A 19,574-nucleotide genomic window follows, 5' to 3' on the forward strand; every position below is an offset into this window, starting at 1 on the left:
AAAAAATAGGCTACATCTGGCAGCCTATTTCTTTTCTTACTCCGTAATCATCTCTGATAATACATATGCATAAACAAGTGCTTCTGTATGTGCAATCGAGCTTTCATGTGTACGCTCAAATGCATGAGAAGAATCAATACCCGCTCCAATTAATGCATGTTTCACATCAAATCCAGCGTGAATCGCAGCTGATGCATCCGATCCATAGTACGGATAAATATCTACTTTATATTCGATATTGTTTGTTTTCGCGAGCTCTACTAAATGTTTACGCAGTGCATAATGATATGGACCGCTAGAGTCTTTTGCACAAATAGATACTGTATACTCGTCAGATGCTTGTCCATCACCTAACGCTCCCATATCAACCGCTAAATACTCAACCGTTTCTTCTGGAATGTTAGAGTTACCACCGTATCCAATCTCTTCATTATTAGAAATTAAGAAATGAGTTGTATATGGTAATGTTACGTTTTCATTTTGTAATCTCTTAATTAATTTTAATAGAATCGCAACACTTACTTTGTCATCTAGATGACGTGATTTTATGTATCCACTCTCTGTAATCTGAACACGCGGATCGAATGAAACGAAGTCTCCTACTTCAATTCCTAATTCGCGTACTTCATCAGCTGAAAAGACACGCTCATCAATACGAACCTCAATATTTTTCTCATCGCGTTTCGCTTCACCTGCATCTTTATATACATGCACAGATGTTTGATGCATTAAGATCGTCCCTGTATACGTCTTACCACTTGATGTTTCAATTTCGCAATATTCCCCTTCTACAGAGTTCCAGCGAAATCCACCAATCATAGAAAGACTTAGACGACCGTCAGACTTAATTTCTTTCACCATCGCACCTAACGTATCAACGTGTGCCGTTAATAAACGGTGCTGTGCATCATTTTTCCCTTTTACTGTTAAAATAAGAGCGCCTTTATTGTTACGCTTCGTTTCTACGTTCCACTCACTTACATAGTTTTCAATAAAACGAATGATTTTCTCTGTATTTCCAGACGGACTCGGAATAGAGACAAGCTCCTTAATCAGTTCCATCGTTTCTTTCGTATGATGTGCCATTGTCGTTTCCTCCTCATTTTTCCTATTATTTAGTATACAAAATTTGCTAGAAAACCTCTACTCATATAGCTTAATTTTCTGAACTGTAGTAAAATTCACTTTAGTATACAAAAGGAGTTATACAATATGAATATATCAAAAAAATATGTACACATTGCACTCATTTGGTTTTTAGCATCATTACTTTGTTTACAAGTTTCTTATGCAGTTCATACTACTGCTTCTATTACAATTGGCTGGGTAGTAACAGCTATCTTCTTCATTATTAGTTTAATTGCAACAAAAAAGCATAGCGTTAATGAGTAACGCTATGCTTTTCCTACAAATCTATTCTTCTGAAACATCTAATAAATAAATGCCTCTTTCAAATCCACCGCGCTCTATTTCTTTTTGCTTACGAAGACGCTCTACATCTTCAATTGTTGCGCCTTCTGCACGCGCTAATGAAATAATTACTTCCAGTGCATCCGCAAGAGAATCAAGCGCATGTTCACGCTCTTTCATGGAAGCAAATTCACGAATTTCTTCCGTTCCAATTTTCGCTAAAGCTTGTATGTATGCGTGTCCTGTTAATTTTTGTGCTGTATATGTTTTTCCAGACATCAAAATCTTCTCTGGAACACGATCTCTTACTAACTTGTTATATGCTGACATCATTCATCCTCCTATGTTTAATAACATCCGAGCTCCGCTGTATAGAAAAACCATTTCTTCTTCACGCACGCACTAAGCATATCAATTCCTGATCCATGTGCCCTTACGTGCGGAAAGAAATAGTGCTCTGATTCTTCTTCCTTACCATATAAAGTTTGGTACTCAGCTGGAATTGCTTCTTTTTTCACATCTTTTTCTTTCGTCACTTCGCCAGAAAACGCAACGCTTGGATGTCCTTCAAAAAACAACGCAGTCCGTACCGCCATAGATGGTGTACTATGCAACGCATAATATGCTATGGCAATTATGCCGATAACACCGATAATTTTCTTCATATATTACTCCTAAAAAAAAGTGCTAACACAATTATACTAAAATGTGTTAGCACTTTCTCCCCTTTACCTTAAATTAGCCGGCAGTAAAACTACCATTCATTAAAATTTCACTTTATTCCCCTTTAAATGCTGGCAAACGTTTTTCTAAAAATGCAGCAATGCCTTCTTTATGATCCGCTGTTTGTCTCATCGCATATTGGCCGCGTTTTTCAAGCTGCAATGTTTGTTCTAAATTAGAGCGGTTTACTTCACATAAAATTTGCTTCGTTTGAATCATCGCTTTAATCGGCTTTTGTGACCATTCACTAATTTTTTGCTTCACAGCCGTTTGGAAATCCTCGCCGATTACTTCATCAATTAAGCCGATATCAAGCGCTTCTGTTGCTGATAATTTCTTTCCTTCCCAAATAATTTGCTTCGTCATGTTTTCACCGACACGCTTTTGAAGGAAGAAATGGCCGCCACCATCTGGAATTAAAGCGATTCCAATAAAGTTCATCGCAATGATGGATGAAATATCCGCCATCACATAATCAGCTGTTAATGCAATACTTAATCCAAGACCAGCAGTTGGTCCATGAATCGCACTAATAACAAGCTTCGGCATCGTATATAACGTTACAACAACTTCAGAAATAGTATTCATAATACCATCAAACTTGCTTTCATCATTACTTGAAAGCATCGATTTAATATCTCCACCCGCAGAAAAACCACGGCCGTTTCCGCATAACACTACAATGTGTGCAGAACTCTCTGCTACTTCTTTCAGTTTTTGTAATAGCTCTTTTAACGTTGGCTCATCTAATGCATTTAACACCTCTGGGCGATTGACCATAACCGTTGCAACGCGCCCTTCATATTTCACAACAACAGATTCTGTTTTACTTGTTACTTCCATTATATACCCCTCTTTTCTACATAAAGTGAAACTTTAATCAGTGGGGGTTTTCTTCATCCCCCACTGATTATTAGTTGAACCAATCGGACTTTTATGGGCAGTTGATCCCCTACCTAACTTCTTTGCTTTCGCTGCATTTTGAGGTGGGGATCTTACTGCCCATTAAAGTGGGATAAAGATTATACTTATATAATTATAGAAAGGAGTTGAAAAACCCTTCTTTTTTCTTAATTTTCTGTCTAATAATCTCAGAATCTGTATAGAACCTTGCATAAAACATACAATTCCGTTAAAAAATATAGCAATTAAAGTCGGTTTATCGCCTCTCCTCATCTATTTACCATTACAATGAAATGGTGTATTCTTAAGTCTGATATAAAAAACAAATATAGAAATTCATTCCCCTTCTTATTTAATAGAGGGGTGCTGAAATAACGGAATGAAGAAATGGAGGAATATATGGTTACTAAGTTTAAACAAACGGATAACTACTTCCCGCATTTCCTACTGCTATTCATTGTGTTTCAACCAATTTTAGATTTATTAACGTCTTTTTCAATCTATGTATTACACATGAGCGCAACAGTCGGAATCGTAGTCCGTTTCGCCTTTATGCTTCTTGCATTGGGTTATCTACTTCTTCATCATAAACAACAAGGCGCGAAAAAGTATATTCTTTATTTATGTCTATTTGGCATCGTACTCGCAATCGGCCTTGTGAATAATTTAATGGTCAAATCTCCAGTTTCATTTGGAGAAGAAGTCAAATTTATTTTGAAAAGTGTATATCCAATTGTACTACTGTTTGGATATATTATCGCATTAAAAGAATTAAAAAATAACGAATATGCGTTTCATAAAATCATTACGTACTTCTTATATGCAACGTTAATTTTAAGTATTTCAATCATCGCGGCTATGGCAACTGGTACAGATTTCCCAAGCTATCCAAACTCAAAGATCGGTTCAAGAGGATGGTTCTTTGCTGGAAATGATTTAAGTTCCATTTTCGCAATTATGTTCCCAATCGTTGTCTTATACTCGGTTCATAAAACAACTTCTTTCTCAAAAGCGTATTACTGGATTCCAACTGTACTTGCGATGTATGCAAGCATTATGATTGGAACAAAAGTAGGCTATGGTGCCATCGTTATTACACTTGGTATCGCCCTTTTCTTCCTATTCATTGAATATATGATTCATCGTAAAAAAGAAGGAAAAGGATTCACATATCTTGTAAACACAATTGTTGCTGCTGTCGTATTAGGAGGGTTGCTCGTACTTACACCGCAAACTCCTATCGCAAAAAACATGAGCATCCATTTACAAATATATGAATACAAAAAATCAGTACAAGAAGAAAAAGACCGAAAAGAAGGAAAAGTAGTTACAGAAGAAGAACATAAAGAAGGCGAACTAACAGACTCTGAAATGAAGAGTTTAATTTACAGTGATCGCGACAAATTTTTAAAAGTATATAAACAATACTATAAAGAAGCACCACTATCTCAAAAACTATTTGGAATGGGCTACGCTGGTAACTATACAACGAAAATGAAGTTAGTCGAAATGGATTTCCACGACCTATTCTTCGCATTCGGAATTGTCGGCTTCCTTATGTACTTACTGCCGCTTCTTTATTTCGGTATAAAAATATTCATTCGCTTAATTACAAACTTCAAGAAACTATTTAGCGTAAAACATATGCTACTAGCTAGCACACTCGTCTTATCGCTCGGAATCGGCTTTATGTCTGGACACGTATTAACAGCACCAGCCGTTAGCATTTTCTTTGTTGTGATACTCGCTTACTTAATTGTTGATTTAGAAATAGAATAAAAAGAAGCAGCATCCAGATGGATGCTGCTTTTTTTATTCTATTGAAAAGACGCCCGAATTTCCTCCAGCACTTCATCAATATTATCCTTCGTAATAACAATACCGAAATCTTGCGGCACAGTACGATCTTCTTCATTTACAACTTTATGTGCAATCATCTTCCCAATTTCCGGTCTGAAATGATGTCCATCCATATAGTTATCTAAGTTCTTTGTTACTGAATTTAAATACATGAAATGATGTACTTCTCCAAATACATCGACAGCATCATGGAGCCATCTTTTATAATCTTCCCATCGTCCTGATTGAATCATCGTACGGAACAATGGCTCTGAAACAGGCGTTGTGAAAATATAAAACTTTGCATTCGGATTATGGGATTTTACAGTACCTAATATTCCCTTCATATTTTGATACTCATAATTCCCGCCATAAATCTCTCTGCTAAATTTATCTACTTGCGCGGCAATTTGTGCATCCCGCTCTTCTTTCGTATACTCACGCATCGATTTTACATTATCACGATTATATACATCGATAGTCTTATTGTGATGAATGGAGTTTTGAATTGTATTTCGGGAATATGTAATCCCATCCATACTCACATACGATTTAATTGGATATAGTAAGCTTTGCGCCTCCTTAATATACACTTCTGGTTTATCAAAACCGATTTCTCTATTTTTGTTCGTTCCAAGGAAATCTAAACCAATCACAATAGAAGATAGTTCACTACCTTTTCGCTCTTTTGCATATTCAATGTACGCATCATATTCACGCGGATCTGTACTACTTACCGCATAATTAAATGCGTTTAATCCAGTAAAATCATTTTCATTGATAAACGTTGTTCTACTACTTCCAAGTATAACGCCATCATATGTAAACGGACGATATGTTATATAATTCGTTTTTTGTTGCCTCTCATTAAACCCAAACTGAACATCATTCCACTTATTTTTATGCGAGAATAACCAAAGCGAATCTGCATAGCCATTAAATATTCCAACACCTGCAAGTGGAACAAAAACACATACAAAAACGAAAATAAGCCACTGTTTGTTTTTCATATTCTCCACCTAGAAATTAAAGTATAAAAACTCACTAATACTCGTTAAATGTAACACACTATACACAAGTAATATTGCAGTAAATAACGCCGTCCATACTGTCGGACGGAATGAGTCTTTTAACTGAATTGAATTTTTTAAGAAGAAACTAATACATAATGCTCCGAAAATGTACGCTACTATTTTCGTATCTAATAATGAAACATGGTATGCTTCAGTAAATGAAACACCATACTCTTTTAAAAATTGTAGTTTCTCCATAATAAATACTGGGAACACGCTATTTGCTAGTTCGAATCCATTAAACCCAAACATTCCTTTTAACACTTTCACCGCATCATGCATCGATGTCGCTCTAAAGAATACCCACGTTATATTAATGAAGAAAAACGTCACGAGCCATCCTGCCCAGGCCGGCATGCGACCTCCTGCTTTATTCCACAAACGATGAATGACAGAAGCTAATCCGTGCAGAAATCCCCAGAAAATAAACGTCCAACCTGCTCCATGCCAAAGTCCACTTATTAAGAAAACAATCATAATATTGACGTATGTACGCGTAATTCCTTTTCTATTTCCTCCAAGAGAAATATACACATATTTCGTTAAAAACTGGCTTAATGTCATATGCCAGCGATGCCAAAAATCTTGTATACTCACCGCTTTATAAGGGGAATTAAAGTTTTGAGGCAATTTAATATTAAACATTAAAGCAATCCCAATCGCCATATCGCTATATCCACTGAAATCAAAGTATAGCTGGAATGTAAACGCTAATGAAGAAAGCCACGCTTCAACAAATGTTAGCGACTGCTGTACATCAAACCCTTCCCGTACAACGGGAGATAAAACGTCTGCAATCCCTACCTTTTTGAAAATACCGATGGCAAATACAAAAATACCGAGAACGATATAATTTGATTGCCAACGCTTTTTACTACGATCAGCAAACTGCGGCATAATTTGCGCATGGTGCACAATTGGCCCTGCAATAAGTTGCGGGAAAAATGTTACAAACAGAGCGTAATCAAGAAAATGACATGCCTCCGTTTCCCCGCGATACGTATCTACTAAAAACGCAATCTTTTGGAATGTATAGAAACTAATCGCAAGCGGTAACGTTAATGATAATAATGTAAAATGAGTTCCAAATAACGAATTTACATTTTGTAAAAAGAAATCATAGTACTTGAAATAACTAAGCATTCCTATATTAAATATTAAGCCTACTGTTAAAAGAAGTTTACTCTTATGCTTCACGAGCCTCATTCCGATAAAGTAGTTCACAATGAGCGATATTAACATAAGCGGCAAATATTTTATATTCCAATAACTATAGAAAAATAAAGATGCTGCCACAAGCCAAGCTTTCGCTAAAGTAGTTTGTCCAAATTTATTTAATAGAAAATATAAAAGAAATGCTATCGGTAAAAATAAAAAAATAAACTCAAACGAGTTAAATAACACACCATCTCTTCCCTTCTAAACAAATCACACCTTATTCATCTTATCTTATCCAGATAGTGAGTGTCAAAAGGATTCCATACCGCTTTCCTTCTATTATATAGAATAATTATTTTAATCGAATTATTAACATGATAAAATATTAAAGGCATCATTATATAAAAGAATATATAATAGATATGTCGGTTTTTTTGCACGAAATGTATTTCGAAAAAGTGAGGAGAGTCCTTTGGTATTTAGTAGTTCGATTTTCTTATTTATCTTTTTACCTCTCGTATTATTTTTCTATTTTATAGTGCGTGCCGAGCTACGTAATTTCGTATTACTTGCATTTAGTTTAATTTTCTATGCATGGGGCGAACCACGTTTCGTTCTTTTAATGCTCTTTTCCATCGTATTAAACTACTGCTTTGGCCTACTCGTGCATCATTATGATAAACGAAAAAATATGAAAGTCACATTTTTAATTATGGCTGTGGTCGGAAATATTTTATTACTGTCTTATTTTAAATATATTTCATTTTTCACAGACATTTTAAACAATGTATTGCATGTATCTATTCATGTGGAACCTATTCCACTACCAATTGGAATTTCATTTTATACATTCCAAGCGATGTCTTATGTCATCGATATATACCGTAAAGATGGGGATGTTCAAAAAAATCCACTTAACTTAGCGCTCTATATATCTATTTTCCCTCAGCTTATTGCCGGACCAATTGTTCGTTACAATATCGTCGCTGAACAAATTAAAACGCGTATCCATTCTTTTGAACGATTCACAGAAGGTATTCAAATTTTCGTTCTCGGACTAGCAAAAAAAATATTAATCGCCAACCAAGTAGGTTTTGTAGCCGATAAAATATTTGCCTTACCGCCATCTGAAATAAGTGTTGGAACGGCATGGATCGGTATTATCGCCTACACCCTGCAAATTTATTTCGATTTCTCAGGGTACTCTGATATGGCAATCGGAATTGGAAAAATGTTCGGATTTGATTTCCCGAAAAACTTCAACTATCCGTACATCTCTAAATCTATTTCAGAGTTTTGGAGAAGATGGCATATTACACTTGGTTCTTGGTTCCGCGATTACATATATATCCCGCTCGGCGGAAACCGCGTTTCAAAACTAGCGAATTATCGTAATCTCTTCATCGTATGGGGATTAACTGGTTTATGGCACGGGGCGAGTTGGACATTTATCGCCTGGGGCTTATATTACGGCTTTATTATTTCAATTGAAAAAGCTGGATTCGAAAAAATATTAAACAAACTATGGAAACCGCTGCAACATGCATACGTATTATTCATCGTTATGATTGGCTGGGTCTTCTTCCGAGCTGACAACTTCGCTTACTCGTTCCAATATTTAAAAGCGATGTTCGGCATAGGAGGACAATCTTTCATTGATGACAATACCATGCTATACGTACATGAATACATTGTCGTATTTCTCATTGCCTTTATCGCAGCGACACCAATTTTAAAACGAATAAAAAACATACTAGAACTTGCGCCAAAAACGTATATGTTCACGATGCAAATTGTACGTCCTATATTATTACTAACACTATTTATGATTTCGGTTATGTACTTGATTAACTCAACGTATAATCCATTTATTTATTTCAGGTTTTAACTTATGTAGGAAGGAAAAGTTACTATGAAAAAATTGGGAAACCTCATCCTATTAATCGGTTTTCTCACCATTATCTTTTCATTTGGCATACTATCGTTACTCAAAACAGACCGAGCCATTTCACCAGTTGAAAATCGGCCGCTCGCTCAAAAACCAGCACTGACGAAAGAAGCTCTCCTAACTGGTAGCTTCTTTAAAGATTTTGAAACATACACAAATGATCAACTAATCGGACGAGATGAATTCATTAAAAGCTATACAATTGCCCAAATTAATATGGGCAAATCTCTCATTAACGACATTATTTTGACTGATGATAAATGGCTCCTGAAAAATCCAGCGTGGACGAAAAAATATAATGAAATTGACCAATCCATGCCCGCTATAAACGACTTATCTCAGTTTTTAAAAGAACAAAACGTTGAGTTTTACTTTGCTTTACCACCGTCAAAAACGAATGCTTTATCATTTAAATTACCTTCTCATATTTATACATATGCACAGGACAATTTAAATTACTTTCTAAAAAAACTTCCAGCTGACGTAAAGCCAATAAAACTGATGGAGCAATTTAAACAGAACTATACGAACGAAGAAATACAGAACATGTATTTCAAAACAGATCATCATTGGAATATGGACGGCGCCTTCGTAGGCTACCAATATATAATGAACTCAATCGGGCAACAATCTTCTATATATAAAGGAAAAGAAGTAAAAAAAGAAGACTACACTCGTACATGTGCGCAAAATAAACATTTAGTCGGTAGCTTCAACAACCAACTATACCAACTCATCGATGCAACGGGTGAAAAATTGTGCTACTACACACCGAAAGACGGTTTCAACTTCACAAGTGTAACCGCAAAAGATGTGACAGGTACTGTTCATCAAAACTTAGATAGCATATACGGCGTAGAAAAACAAAAAGACACAACATCATACGCAGGTTATTACACGGACGACTATCCAGAAATCGTCTTTGAAAATAACAATGCACCAAATGAAGTACGCGCCTTAGTCCTAAAAGACTCATTCGCAAACGCAATCGTGCCACACTTAGCACAAAGCTTTAAACATACATCCATCCTTGACCTGCGTCACTATCACGAAAAAGATGTATATCAATACATTAAAGACAACAACATTAACATGGTATTGTTCGTGTATAGTGATTCGAATTTGAGTGGGGATATGTTTAAATTTAAGAAATAACTATTAAAAATAGGTGTCTTTAGAATCCTCTAAAGACACCTATTTTTTCAAAACAAAAAACAATCCTCATGTCATAATGACATGAGGATTGCAAATCTAATCATTAGATTTTTTCTTTAATAACGTTGATTGTTACAGCTTTTGTACCATACTCAGTAGTTGGTGCCAATCTGTCTTTCACAACTTTAAAGATTACTGTACCTTTATCTCCAAATGCAGTTGTTACACCTTTGAAGACGTCGTTTTTCTTAGTAGCAGTTTCATCAGTTAAGAAGTTGAATAATTCATTTCCTTCTTTAGAAACTGTATCATTTGATTTAACAGCTGTTACATAACCAAGCGCAACATCGTTACCATCGAATGTAGCATTGTCGTTACGATCTAAGTAAACTTTACCTTGTTCTGTACCTTCATCAACGATACGTACTTTATGTTCTGTAGAGATGTTTAATTTGATGCCGTTTAGAACATCATCTTTATCACTCTTCACAACGTCTAGTACTCTGTCGATATCAACTTTACGGTTTTCGAATTGTTCAACCTCTACATCCTTAAATTTAACAGATGTAATTTGGATGTTTTCTTGTGTAACAGTAATTGTTGCGTGTCCAGCTGTAGCGCCATCTTTCGTTAAGATAACATCTGTAACACCAGCTGTTTTACCTGTTACTTTTAATGTTTTTCCTTCAATTTTAGCAGAAGCGATAGCATCATTACCTACTCTAAACTCATATCCTGCTAAGTCAGCTGCATCAGCATATACGCCTTCTGTAGTGTAATTAGATAATTGGTAGTTTACTGTATTTCCAGCACCAAGTGTAGTGTCAGCAGCTTCACCTTTTTGACCAGCTTTAGAAACAAGCTCTAAGCGTGGAGCTTCATGACCGATGTTGCTCTTCGTAACTTCAACATGAAGTGATCCGTAGCCTTCACCACTTGCATTTGGATTTTGGAAGTGGATTGTACCAGCTCCAACTTTTGCACCTTTAACTTTAATAGAAGATGTACCGATAGAACCTTCATTTGTTGTAGTAACATCTAATTCAGCTACAACGCCTGTTTGTGGGAATACTTCTTTAATAGCACCAGTATTTGCACCAAATGGATCGCCGTATTGGTCAGTTGTTACGAATGTTACTGGTAACTCTTTACCATCTACAACTTTTAATTGATCTGGGTTAGCTTTTACAGTTGTAAGTTTACGAGTATCTGTTTTTACAACGAAATCAAATGTTTTTGTTACATCGCCCACTTTAACTGTAAGTGTTGCAGAACCAGCTGCTTCAGCTTTAATTTCACCGTTTTTAACAGAGATAACACCTGGATTAGATGATTTTAGGCTAATCGCGCTAGGATCAACAACTTTGTTTTCTTTGTTAATTTGAGCAACCACTTTGTGGATACCAGCTTTTTCACCAGCAACTAAAGTTTTGCTGTTTAATGTGAAGTCTGTTCCACTTAAAGCTTTAGCGTAATTTACACCAGCTTTATCTGTATCTACTGCAAATACAACATCTTTAATTGCTGTTGCTTCTGCATCAAGGTTTTTCACTTCAATGATACCAGTGTTAGAAACTGTGATACCGCCACGTTTCGTAACTTGTACTTCCACTTTGTATTTACCTTCAGCAATACCAACTGCTAGTTTACCAGTTGTTGACTCTGCAGTTCCACCTTCAAAGATGTTTGCTGGAGTGCCATCTAATTTATTCGCAACAAATTTCACATCATGGCCAGCGATATCTAAATACTCGATATCAGCGTTACCTTTTTCTTCATTTAATTTGAAGACAACAGCTTGATCTGCACGATCGTCATCGAATGTAAGTTGTTCTACGCGTAATTTTTTCACTTCGTATACATATTTTACATTAAATGAATCGCCTTTTACTTTAACAGGAAGCTCTTTATTTGGAGCAATTTTCCCGCTTAACGTTACAACTGCAGATTTTCCATCTTTACTTGCTTCAAGTGCGATCGCTTTATTTCCTTCAAGCGTAACATCTTCAGCAGTAAGCTTGTTTAATCCTGTACCAGTTAACGTTAATTGTGTTGGCTCAGTAGCAGTAACGTTTGTTACTTTCGTAACACTGTTATCTGGTTTTGCATATTTTTTATCTGTTAATGCGATAAATTGAGCTGCTTCTGCACGAGATACAGATTTATTAGGCTCCCATTTAGTACCAGTACCTACAGAGATTCCAAGGTTGATTAGGATGTTAGCTTTCTCTTCACCCCAATGTCCTCTTAGATCATCAAATGTTGTAACTAATGTGCCATCTACTTTTTCTTTTAAGTTATAAGCACCTACTAGCATAGACGCGAAAGAAGCACGGTCAATCTTTCCTTCAGGATAGAAATTATCTTTACCGTCACCTTTAACGATACCAGCTTTTTCAACTGCTGCGATATATTTAGAAGCCCATGTATTTTTAGCATCTTTGAAAGAAGGTTGCGCATTGTCATCAACTGGTAAATTTAAAATTTTAGTGAAAATAACAGCTGCAGAAGAACGATCGATTGTCTCATCTGGAGCATATGTACCGTCTGGCTTACCTGAAATTGCACCTTTTTCTACTAAGTAGTAAACTGAATCTTTAGACCAGTGATTTTCTACGTCTGGGAATGTTTTACCTGCTGCCGCTACTGGAGATACAATTCCTGCTACCATTGCTGCTGTCATCGTACCTGCGATTACTTTTTTGTAAGAGTTAGTCTTTGCCATTTTATAAATTTCCTCCTTCAGGAATATGCTACTAGTTTCATATCATATTAAATTTGAAAACTAGCTAGTTAGAAACGCCATAAAACAATAAAAACACAAACAAAAATACTATAATGAAAAGTAGTTCACATAATAAAATGATATAAACCGCTAGATGTAAATATAAGGTTTAAATACCATTTTTTGAAACAAGTTCATCATACTATACAAAACCATTCGTTATCAAGAACTTTCTCAAAAGAAGATTCGACACATTCTGATAATTCAGTCTTTTAATCGCATTATTATTATATTAATAATACTCAAATATAGAAATGAACAAACTGTTTTTCTATAAACCACTCTCACTGCGCTTCGTATATTTTTCATATCGAATACACAATTGGAATTATAGCACATATTTCCACTTTATCACTTAAATATTTTTTACAATAAATACAATTTTCAGACTAAATTCGACTAAAATAATTACATTTCGACATTTTCTTCTTCTTTTCGAATGTTTTTTTAACAAAAAAAGGTGTGTATTTACAAATAATTTACATATCAGTGGGATATCCTTCTATTTTTGAAAGCGTTTTCGATTTATTTCTCAATAAAACTAACTACTAATCTGCAAAATATGATCTACGTTTCAGAGCTCGTTTTATATAAAAAATTAGATAAAAAAAGAGCCCACATGTTGTGGACTCTTTCTATTGAAATAAATTTTAATTAGCGAGTTACTGTTACTGGTTTGAAAGCAACAAGTTTGTTATTTTCTGTGTCAACTGTATTTAAAGTTGCATTATCTTTAAGTTCTTTAGCTTTAAGAGTTAATGTACCAGTTGCAAAATTAACTTGAGTATTGTCTTTAGCTTTAAGCTCAAGTACTACTTCTTTAGAAGCTTCTGTTGGAGCTGTAGCTACTGTAAATGGAACACCATTTAAATCGAATTCAAAATCAGTTGCATCAACTTTTACAGCTTCAGAGAATGTAAGAGTTACTTCTTTCTTCTCTACATTTGTAACTTTAGCTGATTTGAACTCAGGAGCTTTTGTATCTTTAACATCTAATAATAGGTTTGTTGTACCCATTTTCACACCAGATGCATTTGCAACGTTAGCTACTGTAAACTTCACTGTTTCTGATTTTTCGAAAGTGAATGTTTTTGGTAATTCGATTGTAGCTGTATCACCAGATAAAGTGATTAGTGTACCTTCTGGTAATTTAGCGCCTGCTAATGTGTAGTTGTTTACGTTAGCAGCTGACTCTGCACCTTGGCCACCTTTTACTACTTTATCAAATTTCACTGTAATAGTATTTTCAGCCTTATTGAATGCTTTGTCTGTTACCTTTGGAGCTACTTTATCAACTACTACTTCTTCTTCATCTTTTTTCTTATCAACTTTTACATCTGCAGTAAATGCTGCTGAATTATTACCAGCTGTATCTTGAATAAATCCTTTTGAAGCAGAAACTTTATAGTTACCTGCAGCTGGGAATGTTACAGTGATACCTTTTTTATTATCTTTCGCAGCTTCTACAGTCACTTTTGTTGTTACATCTTCACTTGTATCTTGATTAATAATACGAACAATTGATTTATCGAATTTAGCTGTGTCAACATTTACTTCTTTATCAAATGTAAATGTAGCTGCTAAGTTTTGTTCTTTTTCTGCTACAGCTTTTACGAAGTTAGGAGCTACAACGTCTTTTGTAACTTTTACTTCTTTAGATACTTTTTGACCTACGTTTTTAGCTGCATCTTTGTAACCAACAAGCTCAACTGTAAGGTTTGTAGCTGTTTCCTCTGCTTTAAGAGCGCCTTTTACTTCAACAACTGCTTTTGTTTTATCTTGAGCATCAACAGAAATTGTAGCTTCTAATTTTTCTTTTCCTTTTTTAACTGTTACATTACCTAGGTTCTCTTGAGTCATCTCTTCTGAGAATGTAACTTCTAATGTAGCATCTTCTTTAGTAATTTCTTTCACTTTAATCTCTTTAACTTCTGGAGCTGTAACATCTTTTTCTACTTTATAAGTAGCTTTACCTTCGTACATTTCCATTGTGTTACCAACTAAATCTGTAGCACCTGATACGATTACGTTAAATGCTTCACCGTTTTTAACTACAGATGCAACCTCAGCTTTTGTTAATGTAACTGCATTGTCTACAGGAGTAGCTGTGAATTTTTTACCGTTAATAACAATAGTAACTGCTTCTTTGCTTAATTTTTCACTGAATACTACTTTAACATCTCCATCTGGAGTAGATACTGTAGATACAGTTGGAGCTACTTCATCGTTAAAGAAGATAACTTCTAATGCTTTTGGAATTGCTTTGCCTTCAGCAGTTTTTAAGCCGTCAACAGTTACAACATAAGCATTGTTATTTTTAAGCATAGCAGCATCTTCTAAAGTTAAGATTACAGATTTTTTGTCTTCACCGATTTTTGCTGGAACTTTTACTGGGTTGTCGCCTTGAGAAATTGTGAATGTCGCTTTCTCCACATCTTCTGCTTTCACTGTAGCGCCAAGTTTAACTTCGATTTCTTTAGCGTTTACTGCTTTAATAGACTCAACTTTAGCTTCTTCTTTTTGTCCGAACTGCTTGTCAGTCATAGCAATAAATTGAGCTGCTTCTGCTTTAGTTACAGATTTATTTGGCTCCCATTTGTCGCCAGTACCAACAGAAATTCCTAATTTAACTAGGATGTTAGCTTTATCTTTACCCCAGCTATCTTTTAAATCATCGAATTTAGTTTCTAGAGGACCGTTTACTTTAGTATCTAATTTGTAAGCTTCTACAAGAAGAGATGCCATAGAAACGCGGTCGATTTTTCCAGTTGGATCGAATTTGCCTTCGCCTTTACCTTTAACAACGCCAGCTTTTTCTACAGCTGCGATGAATGGAGTATACCATTCGTTTTGAGAATCACCGAATGATGGTTTAGCATCTTTATCGATTGGTAAGTTTAAGATTTGAGCCATCATTGTAGCTGCTTCTGCACGAGTGATTTCTTTTTCAGGCTCGAACATTCCTTTGTCGTTACCTTTAACTGCGCCTTTTTCTACTAAGTAGTTAATAGACTCTTCTCCCCAGAATTTTTCTGGCACGTCTGGGAATGTTTTACCTGCTGCTGCTACTGGAGAAACAACACCTGCTACCATTGCTGCTGTCATTGTACCAGCGATTACTTTTTTGTAAGAGTTAGTCTTTGCCATTTTATATATTTCCTCCTTAGGAATGTAATACTAGTTCCATAAGTTTTTAAATAGATATTCTATTTATTTTTGAAACTAGTAGATATAAATGTGGTTAAAGTATCCTTTGTATAGAATCACAAAGGAATTATACACCATTTTTATCCAATCAAAAATCTGAAATTCGACAAAAAAGTGAATTTTCACAATTCTGAGCGATCGTTTTTTCGACTTTTATTTTAAAATTCCAAATTATAAAATCAGAATATTTTAAACAGACAGAAAAACGCGCCAGAATTACGTTTCAAATAATTTTCTCATAACCATTTACAACTATAGCAGAAAAACGTTTCCAATTTCAATATTTAACTATAAAGATATTACGACATTAATCGACATTTTGTTTTTATATAATTCGACATTTTTCTTACCTTCTCATTTTTCGAAATTACCATACCTATTTTCTTATAATTTACTAAGTAAAACGCCAAATCTTAACATTCTCTATATATGAATGTTAGGATTATTAAACATACATCTTATCTCTCAAAATTCTTTTTTTATGGGCATACATTTAAAATCGCTTATGTAATTCGACATTTTTCTACAAATATTTATTTTCTTTCGACACTTTCTTTTTTTCAAAAAATAAAAAAGAGGATGTCCTCTTAAATTAAGATTCCATTCCCCTTTTTTCAAACTCTTTTGAATTCAAGTCACTTATGATGTAGCGAGACGCTGTTGAAATTTGTTCTCGCAATTCTTCTACTCTTTGTTCCAATGTTGCTTGTACATATTCTTTTTGTTCTAGTTGCTTCGTTGCCACATTATATAAAGTTTCAGCCGTCCAGTCACCATCTACGTTTCCGATAATCGGCTGATTTACTTGTTGTAAAAATGAATCAATCTTTGGATCATATGAAATACCGACCATAGGAATATTAGCAACCGCAGATAGTATGAGCGCATGAAGTCTCATCCCTATTAGAAGCGAACATTCCGACAAAATTGAAATTTTCTCATGGATATCCAGCTTATAAGGAAGCATGTGAGCTTCTTCTCCCATTAAGTTAATAATATCGCGTGATGCATTTTGATCAAATGGTCCATGCATTGGTACGAATAGAATATGATATCCATCACGCTTAAATTGTTTCAGCGTATCTGCTAGCTTCTTCATATAATCTTCTTTCGCATCCCAATATCTCACACTAACTGCAATTACTTTCCCTTGAATCGAATGTTTTTGCAGCCAATCCGATTTCATTCCTTCTGGTTGACATGCCAATACTGGATCTGGAACTAGTTCGATATCTTTCTTAATACCCATATCTTTTAAATACAAAAATGAATCTTCATCACGAACTGATATATATGCCGCTTTTGATACTTGCCATTTCACTAATAAACGATTTTGTCTTTTCGTAATTGGACCAATTCCTTGCGCATAAATATAATAGGGCTTCTTCAAAAAACGAGCAATCCGCATAATACCTGTATAGTACAAAATACTTTTAATACTCGTTTTATCTTGAAGGAGACTTCCCCCTCCGCTAATTAAACCATTACTTTTCTTTATTTCCTTATAAATTGCTCTTATATCCCAGCGATTTACTGCCTCTACACCGTACATTTTTCTTGTATAGTCGGGGTCATTCGAAAGTACAACAAGCTCAAGAGTAGGATCCTCTTCATGTAGCGCTTTAATAATTGATTGCAAAATTGCTTCGTCCCCAACATTATAAAAACCATAATATCCTGATAAAACTAACCGCACTCTTAATCTCCTCCAACATTTCGCAATCAACTTTTTGTCATTCAACAAATTGCTATCAACTCTTTAATAAGAAAAGTTGGATAACTTCAAATTGATTTCTTTCACAAACATATACATAGACATACTCATTTATAGACAAATTTACTTACGCAAAAATGGAATTTGCTTTTTGGATATCCAGTTCAACTTTAATGCGCATATGCCATATATGAACAAGGCCACACAAAAAGCTAAACCACTATATATTACTGCAATAAGTCTAGAATCTACCACATTTATTAAAGTAGATGTGAAATATAATCCTATACCTACTATACTAGATACTCCAATTACAGCAAAAAATCTTCCCATTCGAATCGAATAAGCCAATTCTTTTCGAATGTATATATAATTTACGATACAAATCATGATATATATGATAAGTGTACTATAAGCCGCACCAGTTATGCCAAATTGACTTACGAGTACTATATTTAATATGACTTTTACAAAACTCGCTCCAACAACTATCCACGCCGCTTGCTTAGAACGGTTAATTCCTTGCAAAATTCCTATTGATAATACCATAAGTGATGTGAAATACGAACTACCAATTAAAATAGCTAACATGCCGCTCCCTTTAGCATCTGTAAACAATCCGACATTTAACGGGACTGTAAGTGCCATGAGCCAGATTGTTATCGGCGTTGTTAAAACATGAGCAAGCTCATTTGTTCGTTCAATTGTTTGTTTTGCTAACGCTGTATTTTTCTTTGTTAATGCAGCAGTTAACAATGGGATTAACGGAAATACCATCGCACTTGCAAATACGACAATTAATTGTGTAAACGCAAAGCCACGACTATATATACCAAATTGTTCTTGAATCGTTGCAGTGGATTCATGTAGCATATGTGGAATCGTTACAGAATCAACTAAATTTAACACCGGCATCGATAATGCCCCAATTGCAATTGGAATCGAAACCTGAAGTATCTTTTTTGCATTACCTTTAAAGTCTTGCAGTGAATATGTATTACTTTTATAACGATATATACTTTTTACATACTTCAATCTCAAATAGATAAGTGACGTAATTACCCCAAGGCAAGAACCAATCATTGCACCGCCTGTTACAACATCACTATCTTTATTCCAAGATACGAATAAGAATGCAATTGCTAACATAAAGAAAACACGAATGAACTGCTCAATTACTTGCGACACCCCGGTAGGAATCATGTCTCCAAAACCTTGGAAATACCCTCGATATACCGCCATATATGGTGCGATTAATAAAGCAAACGAAGTGACAATTAATGGGAGTCTCGTATCTTGTCCACCAAGCATGTTTGCAAACATACTTGATCCAATCATAATAACCGAAAATCCAAGCACCCCAAATATTACTCCAATAATAGATGCTGACGTAAATAGTTTGGCAATCCCATCTTTATCATTCTTCTCATGAAGTTCAGCGATTAACTGTGATATAGCTAGCGGTACTCCCGCTACTGATAAAGTTAACGCTATCATATATACAGGAAAAACAAGGCGAAAAATCCCAAGCACTTCATCTCCTGCTATATTTTGTAATGGAATTTGAAAAAAACTTCCCAACACTTTCGATAGAAACGTTGTAATCGTTAAAATCGCAGCGCCTTTCACAAACTTATTATTCATCTTCTAGCTCTTTTC

General features: G+C 35.0%; 14 protein-coding genes. 4 read left to right on the forward strand and 10 right to left on the reverse strand.

Translation table 11 applies throughout. From position 1 onward, the window contains the following. Positions 1-36: 36 nt before the first annotated feature. Positions 37-1,086: a M42 family metallopeptidase gene (locus tag AABL52_RS22505; protein ID WP_341518468.1), complete on the reverse strand. Its 1,050-nt coding sequence runs from the start codon at positions 1,084-1,086 to the stop codon at positions 37-39. Positions 1,087-1,212: 126 nt separating this feature from the next. Here AABL52_RS22505 and AABL52_RS22510 point away from each other — a divergent pair, with 126 nt between their 5' ends. Continuing rightward, complete coding sequence (locus AABL52_RS22510) at positions 1,213-1,392, forward strand: hypothetical protein (RefSeq protein WP_341518469.1); 180 nt, start codon at positions 1,213-1,215, stop codon at positions 1,390-1,392. Between the two features lie 21 nt (positions 1,393-1,413). Here AABL52_RS22510 and AABL52_RS22515 read toward each other — a convergent pair whose 3' ends face one another. The 3 genes from AABL52_RS22515 to AABL52_RS22525 form a co-directional block, all read right to left on the reverse strand. Continuing rightward, entirely contained in the window at positions 1,414-1,740 is a 327-nt protein-coding gene (locus AABL52_RS22515) for a nucleoside triphosphate pyrophosphohydrolase (protein WP_001277346.1), read from the reverse strand. A 17-nt stretch (positions 1,741-1,757) separates the two neighbouring features. After that, positions 1,758-2,075, reverse strand: a complete 318-nt coding sequence (locus tag AABL52_RS22520) for a hypothetical protein (protein ID WP_341518470.1) — start codon at positions 2,073-2,075, stop codon at positions 1,758-1,760. A 112-nt stretch (positions 2,076-2,187) separates the two neighbouring features. After that, complete coding sequence (locus AABL52_RS22525) at positions 2,188-2,976, reverse strand: enoyl-CoA hydratase (RefSeq protein WP_000454182.1); 789 nt, start codon at positions 2,974-2,976, stop codon at positions 2,188-2,190. A 459-nt stretch (positions 2,977-3,435) separates the two neighbouring features. On the opposite strand from AABL52_RS22525, the gene AABL52_RS22530 reads away from it, so the two are divergent. Beyond that, a complete protein-coding gene (locus AABL52_RS22530) occupies positions 3,436-4,815 on the forward strand; it encodes an O-antigen ligase family protein (protein WP_336180889.1) in 1,380 nt (459 codons plus the stop codon). A 38-nt stretch (positions 4,816-4,853) separates the two neighbouring features. Here AABL52_RS22530 and AABL52_RS22535 read toward each other — a convergent pair whose 3' ends face one another. After that, positions 4,854-5,885 (reverse strand): hypothetical protein, encoded by a 1,032-nt coding sequence (locus tag AABL52_RS22535; protein WP_341518471.1) that lies wholly within the window; start codon positions 5,883-5,885, stop codon positions 4,854-4,856. Between the two features lie 9 nt (positions 5,886-5,894). Continuing rightward, positions 5,895-7,352, reverse strand: coding sequence for an MBOAT family O-acyltransferase (locus AABL52_RS22540; RefSeq protein WP_097843754.1), 1,458 nt, complete (start codon positions 7,350-7,352; stop codon positions 5,895-5,897). A 226-nt stretch (positions 7,353-7,578) separates the two neighbouring features. On the opposite strand from AABL52_RS22540, the gene AABL52_RS22545 reads away from it, so the two are divergent. Both AABL52_RS22545 and patB1 read left to right on the forward strand, forming a co-directional pair. Next, complete coding sequence (locus tag AABL52_RS22545; protein ID WP_000232136.1) at positions 7,579-8,994, forward strand: MBOAT family O-acyltransferase; 1,416 nt, start codon at positions 7,579-7,581, stop codon at positions 8,992-8,994. 24 nt (positions 8,995-9,018) lie between these two features. Further along, positions 9,019-10,209: a secondary cell wall polysaccharide O-acetyltransferase PatB1 gene (gene patB1, locus AABL52_RS22550; protein ID WP_341518472.1), complete on the forward strand. Its 1,191-nt coding sequence runs from the start codon at positions 9,019-9,021 to the stop codon at positions 10,207-10,209. Positions 10,210-10,312: 103 nt separating this feature from the next. Here patB1 and AABL52_RS22555 read toward each other — a convergent pair whose 3' ends face one another. From AABL52_RS22555 to AABL52_RS22570, 4 genes are all read right to left on the reverse strand, one after another. Then, positions 10,313-12,934, reverse strand: coding sequence for an S-layer homology domain-containing protein (locus AABL52_RS22555; RefSeq protein ID WP_341518473.1), 2,622 nt, complete (start codon positions 12,932-12,934; stop codon positions 10,313-10,315). A gap of 714 nt (positions 12,935-13,648) precedes the next feature. After that, entirely contained in the window at positions 13,649-16,141 is a 2,493-nt protein-coding gene (locus tag AABL52_RS22560) for an S-layer homology domain-containing protein (RefSeq protein ID WP_341518474.1), read from the reverse strand. Between the two features lie 652 nt (positions 16,142-16,793). Further along, the gene (gene csaB / locus AABL52_RS22565) at positions 16,794-17,897 is read right to left on the reverse strand and encodes a polysaccharide pyruvyl transferase CsaB (RefSeq protein WP_001241604.1); all 1,104 of its coding nucleotides are present in this window, start codon (positions 17,895-17,897) and stop codon (positions 16,794-16,796) included. A 141-nt stretch (positions 17,898-18,038) separates the two neighbouring features. Next, positions 18,039-19,559: a putative polysaccharide biosynthesis protein gene (locus AABL52_RS22570; RefSeq protein ID WP_001060201.1), complete on the reverse strand. Its 1,521-nt coding sequence runs from the start codon at positions 19,557-19,559 to the stop codon at positions 18,039-18,041. Positions 19,560-19,574: the final 15 nt, after the last annotated feature.

Origin of the sequence: Bacillus paramobilis, assembly GCF_038096195.1 — a bacterium.
GTDB lineage: Bacteria > Bacillota > Bacilli > Bacillales > Bacillaceae_G > Bacillus_A > Bacillus_A mobilis.